General features: G+C 68.6%; 7 protein-coding genes and 1 tRNA gene. 2 read left to right on the top strand and 6 right to left on the bottom strand.

Annotation, left to right across the window (positions count from 1 at the left end; genetic code table 11):
* Nucleotides 1-4 precede the first annotated feature (4 nt).
* Complete coding sequence (locus tag ACWEKR_RS23260) at nucleotides 5-712, bottom strand: GntR family transcriptional regulator (protein WP_452356235.1); 708 nt, start codon at nucleotides 710-712, stop codon at nucleotides 5-7.
* Nucleotides 713-906: 194 nt separating this feature from the next.
* On the opposite strand from ACWEKR_RS23260, the gene ACWEKR_RS23265 reads away from it, so the two are divergent.
* Nucleotides 907-1,365 carry a hypothetical protein gene (locus ACWEKR_RS23265; RefSeq protein ID WP_452356236.1) on the top strand — a complete coding sequence of 153 codons (459 nt, stop codon included), beginning with the start codon at nucleotides 907-909 and terminating at the stop codon, nucleotides 1,363-1,365.
* Nucleotides 1,366-1,419: 54 nt separating this feature from the next.
* Here ACWEKR_RS23265 and ACWEKR_RS23270 read toward each other — a convergent pair whose 3' ends face one another.
* From ACWEKR_RS23270 to ACWEKR_RS23290, 5 genes are all read right to left on the bottom strand, one after another.
* Nucleotides 1,420-2,142, bottom strand: coding sequence for an SDR family NAD(P)-dependent oxidoreductase (locus tag ACWEKR_RS23270; protein ID WP_452356237.1), 723 nt, complete (start codon nucleotides 2,140-2,142; stop codon nucleotides 1,420-1,422).
* A gap of 321 nt (nucleotides 2,143-2,463) precedes the next feature.
* Nucleotides 2,464-3,339, bottom strand: a complete 876-nt coding sequence (locus ACWEKR_RS23275; protein ID WP_452356238.1) for an SDR family oxidoreductase — start codon at nucleotides 3,337-3,339, stop codon at nucleotides 2,464-2,466.
* A 217-nt stretch (nucleotides 3,340-3,556) separates the two neighbouring features.
* Nucleotides 3,557-3,630 (bottom strand) — tRNA-Pro (locus tag ACWEKR_RS23280).
* A gap of 60 nt (nucleotides 3,631-3,690) precedes the next feature.
* Nucleotides 3,691-5,331, bottom strand: coding sequence for a hypothetical protein (locus tag ACWEKR_RS23285; protein ID WP_452356239.1), 1,641 nt, complete (start codon nucleotides 5,329-5,331; stop codon nucleotides 3,691-3,693).
* A 38-nt stretch (nucleotides 5,332-5,369) separates the two neighbouring features.
* Nucleotides 5,370-6,332: a metallophosphoesterase gene (locus ACWEKR_RS23290; protein WP_452356240.1), complete on the bottom strand. Its 963-nt coding sequence runs from the start codon at nucleotides 6,330-6,332 to the stop codon at nucleotides 5,370-5,372.
* A 133-nt stretch (nucleotides 6,333-6,465) separates the two neighbouring features.
* On the opposite strand from ACWEKR_RS23290, the gene ACWEKR_RS23295 reads away from it, so the two are divergent.
* Complete coding sequence (locus ACWEKR_RS23295; protein WP_452356241.1) at nucleotides 6,466-6,930, top strand: GatB/YqeY domain-containing protein; 465 nt, start codon at nucleotides 6,466-6,468, stop codon at nucleotides 6,928-6,930.
* The last annotated feature ends 127 nt before the right edge of the window (nucleotides 6,931-7,057 follow it).

Raw genomic sequence — 7,057 nt, forward strand, 5'->3', positions numbered from 1 at the left:
CCTGCTAATCCGTTGCCAGCGACATCGCCGCGATCGCTCGGGTGACTCGTTCGAGCACCACGTCCAGTGATTCACCGATGTGCGTGTGCAGCAGCCGATACGCGAGCGCCAGGTCGTCGGCCAGTACGGCGTCCAGGATTCCGAGATGCTCGGCGATGGTGGTCTCGATCCGGTTGTTGACCATGAAGTCGTACATCCGTACGTGGCGGATGCGGGAATTGACCGCCTTCAGTGCCCGCACCATCTCCGTGTTGCCCGCCGCGGTGAGCAGAGTGACGTGGAATTCCTCGTCGCGCACCACGAAACCGGGTTCCTGTTCCGGCGGGTCGGCGCGCAGCTCCAGCCAGGCGGCGCGCTCGGATTCGAGGAGTTCCCGATCGTGGGTTACCGCGGGATTGGTCATCGCGCGCTGTAAACCGCCCAGCTCCAGCGTGATTCGCAGCTCGTACAGGTCACGGATCAGCGGGATGCTCGGCCGTACCGGACTGAAGCCGTATTCTTCACGTTGCAACAGTCCGTCCGAGCACAGGACGGTCAGCGCTTCGCGGATCGGCGTGCGCGAGATGCCGAAGCGCGCGGAGAGTTTCGGTTCGGTCAGCCGTTCGCCGAATTTGATGTCTCCGTTCATGAGCTCGCTGCGCAGCGCCGCGTACACCACGTCGCGCAGCGGTTTGCCCGCCGCGTCCGCCAGGGTCGCTATCCGTGTCGACATGCCTGTATACGCTATTGACCTCCCATTTCGATGGAGTGTCCGTAAGTTATCGCCGCGTTAGCGTCTGCTCACCGCGCCGGTCGCGGCGCTGTGCCCCGCCGACCGGTCCGGCAAGGGAGGCGAAACGGAATCCCGCGCCGGATCGACAGACTCATCGAGTCGGTTGTCCATCAGCGAAGCAACAAGGAGACGGTATGAAGCGCAGCACGAAGTTCGCCGGATCACTCGCCGCCGTAGCGGTGGCGCCGATTCTCGCGGCCGGTACCGCTCAGGCCGACCCGGGCACGGTCCACTTCTCGGTGGGCAGCATGAACTGCGCGATCTTCGCCGACGGCTCGCTCGGATGTGATTTCGCCGCTCCACTGCGTTTGAGCTACTACATCGGCGAGACCTACGTCCCGGTACCGGTGCCGGTCGACGAGATCGCGATCGACCAGCCCTGGCTGCCCGCGCATCCCACCTTCCACCCGGGCACGCCCTACACCCTGCCGGGCGGCAATCCCAGCATCTACGACGTGAAGACCGGTTCGGGACAGTGGGGTCCGATCATCGAGCACGCGGGCGCCTCGTGCCAGGTCGGCTTCCACGGCAGCTTCACCTGTCAGGCGCTGGGCCGGGGATTCACTTCCTACGGCGGCACGGTCGTCGCGTGATCGCCCGGCGGCGCGCTCGCCGCCGGGCGGGCGCGCCGGTCGGGAATCGCGCCGTCAGCGGCCGCTTGTGCCGTTGAGCCGGATGACCTGTGCGTTGACCGTGCTCGCCGCGGCGCCGGCCAGATAGGCGACCACCGCGCTCGGCTCGGTCGGCTGCAGCGCGGCGAGGGCGGTCTCGAGTTCCGCGTTGTCCGTCGTGCCGACGCCATAGCTGACCGTGTTGACGGTGATCCGCCGCGCTACGAAGTCCGGCGCCACGGCCTGGCCGAGCTGCTCGACCGCGCCGCGCGTCGCGTCGTGCACCGCGCTGCCCGGGTCGGCGGGGTCGCACACGGAGATGATCCGGCCTTCGTCGGCCAAGTGCTGCAAAGCCAGCTGCAGGCCGTGGAAGACGCCCTTCACCGTCGCCGCGAACGCGCTGTCGAACGCCTCGGAGCTGAGCTTGGGGAACGGCTCGGACTCCGGCACCGCCGCGGTGTTGACCAGCAGATGCCACCCGCCGCATTCCTCCAGTAGTGCCTGCACCAGCTCCTCGTACTCGCCGCGATCGGCGATATCGGCCGCGAGCGCCAGCGCGGTGCCGCCGGCCTCGGTGATCTCCTTCACCACGTCGGCGGCGGGCTCGGGGAAGTGCGGATGGTGCACCACGACCCGTGCACCCTGCGCGCCAAGCGTTTTCGCGATCGACCTGCCGATCCCGGTGTAGGCCGCCGTGACCAGCGCGGTCTTCCCGGACAGCGGTTTGTCCGCGGGCGCGCTATCGACGGGCTTGCTCATCTGCGGACCTTTCGTCGATTGCGGAAATAAGGTTCTAGCGATGATATTCCCGCATCCGGCCGGACCAACCTACGAAGGACCGCCGGTCCGCACCGTGTCGAGTGCACCGGCGATGGCGAGCGTTCGCAGCGGCCGCGGGACCGGCAGCGCGGAACGAATGGCCGAGTCCGGTCGCGCGTGCGCGTAACAGCGGTCTCTCGAGTCGTTCTGGTGACGATCACGATCGCCGCACAGCAGCGGGCAACAGGACTACGCACGAGGATCGGCCTGGTGCGTGAAAGGCGCTGTAAGCCGCTGATTCGCGCGACGGCGAGCGTTTCGCTACGCATCGATGAAAAGGTCGGGGGCCAGCGCGCCATCGCCCGGGGCGACGCGATATCGGTCCAGATCGGTGATTCCGTTTGCGGCGAGAACCTCTTCGTCGAGCAGCAGCCGGCCGGTGTTGGTCACGGCGGGGCTGGTCACCACGCGCAGGGCGGCGTCGGCGCAGATGTCGGCGGTGCGGGATGCGGCGACGGCTTCCGCACCGCCGAGCAGGTTTCGGACCGCGGCGGTGTCGATTTTCGTCCGCGGCCACAGCGAGTTCACGGCGATGCCGTAGGCCCGGAATTCGTGCGCCAGACCGACCGTGGCGATGCTGACGCCGTATTTGGAGACGGTGTAGGCGACACCGTTGCCGACGTGCTCGGGGTTCATGTTGAGGGGTGGGGAGAGCGTGAGGATATGCGGGTCGCGCCCGGCCCGGGCCGAGTCGCGCAGGTACGGGAGCGCCAGTTTGGAGAGCAGGAACGGGGCGCGGAGGTTGACGGCTTGCATGTGGTCGTAGCGCTGCATGCCGATCCGCTCCGCACCGGTGAGATCGACCGATCCGGCGTTGTTGACCAGGATGTCGATGCCCCCGAAACGCTCGACGATCCGCTCGACGGCGTCGGCCAGCGCCTTGTCGTCGCGGACGTCGGCCACCAGCGGCAGCACGGCTCCGCCTGTGGCTTCGGCGCGGGCGGCGGCGGTGTGGATGGTGCCGGGCAGTTTGGGATGCGGCTCCTGGGTGCGGGCGATCATGGCGACGTTCGCGCCCTCCGCCGCGAACCTGATCGCGATCGCCAAGCCGATGCCACGGCTGGCTCCGGTGATCACCGCGGTCTTGCCTGCGAGCAGACCCTCGTTTGTCGTGGATGGGGAAGTGGGTCCGCGCATACCGGTGTCGCCCTTCGGATTCGGTCGATCTTGTTCCGAGGCTAACCGGCGTTCGGCGCAACCGGGGGCGGTTCGGCTGCCACCGCCGCGCGGATTCGCGCCTGCTTCCGGTTGCTACCTTGTCGCTACTCGTCGGCATCACTGTGGCTGACTCGGCAACGGGAAAGGCCCCTGACCATGCACCGGTCAGGGGCCTTACCGTCGTCTCAACCACGAGTCGGGGTGACAGGATTTGAACCTGCGACCTCTTCGTCCCGAACGAAGCGCGCTACCAAGCTGCGCCACACCCCGTGAAGCGAACCTGGAGTAGCTTACAACAGGGTGGCGCGAGACGTTAAACCGGCAGGTCAGTCAGCCTGCGGAGGGGCGAATGCTGGTGAAGATGCGCTTGGCGGTCTCGGCGTCGAGGGCGTGCGGGACGCCCGTGTCGGCGGCGATCACCATGACGAAGTTCCCCTCTTCGTTGGGGAACGCGGCGGTGTAGACGGAGTACGTCTTCGCGCAGCCGGGCTTGGCGTCGGCGACGGTGCCTTTGGTCTCCACGAACATGCCGTGCTGGGAACCGTCGAGCGACGCCAGCGGCATGGGCAATCCGGGCGTGCCGCCGGGCGTCGCCTTGTAGGCGAGCGTGGCGGTCCTCGTGCCGAGTTCGGTCGCCGCCTTTCCCGGATCGGAAGTATTCGAGCCGGTGAGGAAAGCGACGGTCCGGGTCGAGCCGGGGCAGTAGCCCTTGCCCTCGCTGGCCAAGCCTTTGCCGGCGACGGCGTTCGGTGGCTCGCCGAATCCGCCGATGGTGCCTTGCGGCGCGATCGTCCAGTCGGCGGGCACGTCGTAGGCCGCGCCGCTGTCGGGCGCTCTGACGACTTGGAACCCGGGGATGACCGGGTTCTTGTCGCCGGAACCCCGGGCGGTTGTCGTGGGGGCGGATGTGGTGGTGGTCCGGGTGGGCGCAGGCGCAGTGGTGGTGGTGAGCGCGTTCACCATCGACGGTGTCGCGTCCCGAGCGGCTTCATCCTTGTCGGTCCTCGTCAAGGCCACTGCCCCGGCTACCAGACCGCCCACCAGCAGCACCGCCAAGCCGACCGTCAGGACGAGTTGTCCCCGGTCGCGGGCGTTCGGATGGTTCGGTGGCGGTCCCCCGAAGCCGCCTTGCGGACCGTAGCCGGGTCGACCATCGGGCGCTGGGCCGTATGGTCCGGGGCCGCCCGCGGGTTGCCACTGCCCACCTTGCGCCGGGTGCCCCACCCGATCGACCGGATAGCCGAGTTGGGTCGGCGTCGAGTCGGCAAGGTCGGGCACGGCGGTCAGCCTTCGGTTGCGGGCAGGGCCGGACTGGTCGAGCGCGCCGAGCGGTTGCCCGAGCATGGTCGGATCGTTGCGCCCGTGGGCGGGATCCGGGTCGGTCTGCGGCGGCCGTTGTCCGGCGGTTCGAGGCAGGATCGTCGGGTCGTTTCGGTCCTGCCCTCCTGACTGCGGGTCACCCGGCGACTGGGCGAGCAGGGTCGGATCGGCCTGCGCGGGTGCGTCCGGCGCCCATGACAAGGCGGGATCGCCCGGCCAGGCGGGTTGCCACTGGAGTGTGGGCGCGGGCTCTTGATCCGGCTGCCATCGAGTGGCGGGGTCGGATGGCCACGGGTGCGGCGGACTGCCACCGCCGGTCGGCGCGGCTCCCGGTTGCCACGGGGACGCGGGCGCGTGCTCTTGCGAGTTGGGTTGCCACTGTTCCGGATTACCCGGAAATTGTTCTCGGCCGCCGCGCTGCCACGGCGTGACGCCGGGCTGGGCTGGTTGGCCGTACTCGCCGGGCTCCTCCTGCGGCGCGCCGGATTGCCGCGGATGCGCTCCGTCGTCCGGCGGGCGAGGGGCGACGTCGTCTCTTGCCGGGGGAAAGGCGGAACCCGGGGCGGGGGTGGGCTGGTGCCGAGGAACCGGCGGCCCGGCGGGCCGTCCCAGAATCGTCGGGTCGTCGCGCCGGTCGTCGAATCCACTCACAGTTGTCCCCTACCTGACACACGTCTCGGCAGGGGACCTTAGCGGGCGATGGCCTCCGATGCCGACACTCCGTGGCCCGTGTCGGCTCCCGGCCGCTTCGGCGGCGCGGCGACCAGCGTCAACAACGTCGCCTCCGGACGGCAGCAGAATCGGTACGGCGCCCACGGAGAGGTGCCGACCCCCGCGGAGACGTGCAACCGGGTGTGCTCGCCCCACTTCGACGGACCCTTCACCCGGGACCGGTCGATCCCACAGTTGGTGACCAGGGCGCCGTAGCCGGGCAGGCACAACTGGCCGCCGTGGGTATGCCCGGCGAGCACCAAGTCGTACCCGTCATCGGCGAAACGGTCCAGCACTCGGGGCTCGGGCGAATGGGTGAGGCCGAGCCGCAGATCGGCCAGCGGGTTCGGGGCGCCTGCGACCGTGTCGTAGCGGTCGCGTTGCAGGTGCGGATCGTCGACACCGGCGGTGGCGATGCGGATCCCGGAGACCTCGAGGTCGCGCCGCACGTGCGTCAGGTCGAGCCAGCCGCGCTCGGTGAAGGCCGCGCGCAGGTCCTTCCACGGCAGCGGAGCGCCGAAGGTGCGGCGGTGGTCCTTCTTGAAGTACTTCAGCGGGTTCTTCGCCACCGGCGCGAAGTAGTCGTTGCTGCCGAAAACGAAAAGGCCCGGGCGGGAGAGCAATCCGCCGAGGGCCTGGACCACCGCGGGCACCGACTTCTGGTGCGACAGGTTGTCACCGGTGTTGACCACCAGGTCGGGCTCCAGCCGGTCCAGTTCCCGCAGCCACTGTTGCTTGAGCTTCTGTCCCGGCATCATGTGCAGGTCGCTGAGATGGAGCAACCGCAGCGATGACGACCCCGGCGCCAGCACGGGCATGGTCGCCTCCCGTAGGACGAAGGCGTTGCGTTCGACCAGCGAGGCGTAGCCGATTCCGGCCACCGCGGCCCCGGCGGCTCCCAGCGCGGTCGTGCGTACAGCAGAGGTCGAGATCACGGGCATTTGCCCAGCATAGGTGACCTCGCGCAGGAGCGCCGAGTGTGTTTCCGCACAAGCACCCGTTTTTCCGGCGGGAAATCGGGCCGCGCGGCAAATGTAGTGGGACCGCCGCGCCGCAGCGGCTACCGTGAGCGGCATGTCGGAACTCAAATCGCAGCTGCGCGCGGATCTCACCGCCGCGATGAAAGCCAAGGACACGCTGCGCCTTTCCACAGTGCGGATGCTGCTGTCGGCGATCCAGACCGCGGAGGTCGCCGGTTCGGAGGCCCGTGAGCTCACCGACGCCGAGGTCGTCTCCGTATTGCAGAAGGAAGCGAAGAAGCGCAACGAATCCGCCGAGGTCTACACGCAGGCCGGGCGCGGCGAACTGGCGGCGAACGAGCACGCCGAGGCGCGCGTCATCGAGGAGTACCTGCCGACCCAGCTGACCGACCTGGAGGTCGCCGATCTCGCCGACACCGCCATCGCGCAGGTCGCCGAGGAGATCGGGGAGCGTCCCGGGATGCGCCAGATGGGGCAGGTGATGAAGATCGCCACCGGACTCGCCGCGGGCAAGGCCGACGGCTCGCGCATATCGGCGGCCGTTAAGGCGCGGTTGTAGGCAGCGACGAAAAGGGGCCGCGAACCCAAGTAGGCGGGTTCTAGCGATCCCCGCAACACCCTGGATTTCAGGGAGTTGTGGGGATCGTGGTTTCTGAGGAGTTGAGGGCGAGGTTCTTCGAGGCTCT

This window comes from Nocardia sp. NPDC004573 (assembly GCF_053602135.1).

Bases quoted from the DNA above. Each gene is read 5' to 3' on its own strand.
- ACWEKR_RS23270 (WP_452356237.1), bottom strand. From the start codon at position 2,142: ATGAGCAAGCCCGTCGATAGCGCGCCCGCGGACAAACCGCTGTCCGGG.
- ACWEKR_RS23265 (WP_452356236.1), top strand. From the start codon at position 907: ATGAAGCGCAGCACGAAGTTCGCCGGATCACTCGCCGCCGTAGCGGTG.
- ACWEKR_RS23275 (WP_452356238.1), bottom strand. From the start codon at position 3,339: ATGCGCGGACCCACTTCCCCATCCACGACAAACGAGGGTCTGCTCGCA.
- ACWEKR_RS23295 (WP_452356241.1), top strand. From the start codon at position 6,466: ATGTCGGAACTCAAATCGCAGCTGCGCGCGGATCTCACCGCCGCGATG.
- ACWEKR_RS23290 (WP_452356240.1), bottom strand. From the start codon at position 6,332: ATGCCCGTGATCTCGACCTCTGCTGTACGCACGACCGCGCTGGGAGCC.
- ACWEKR_RS23260 (WP_452356235.1), bottom strand. From the start codon at position 712: ATGTCGACACGGATAGCGACCCTGGCGGACGCGGCGGGCAAACCGCTG.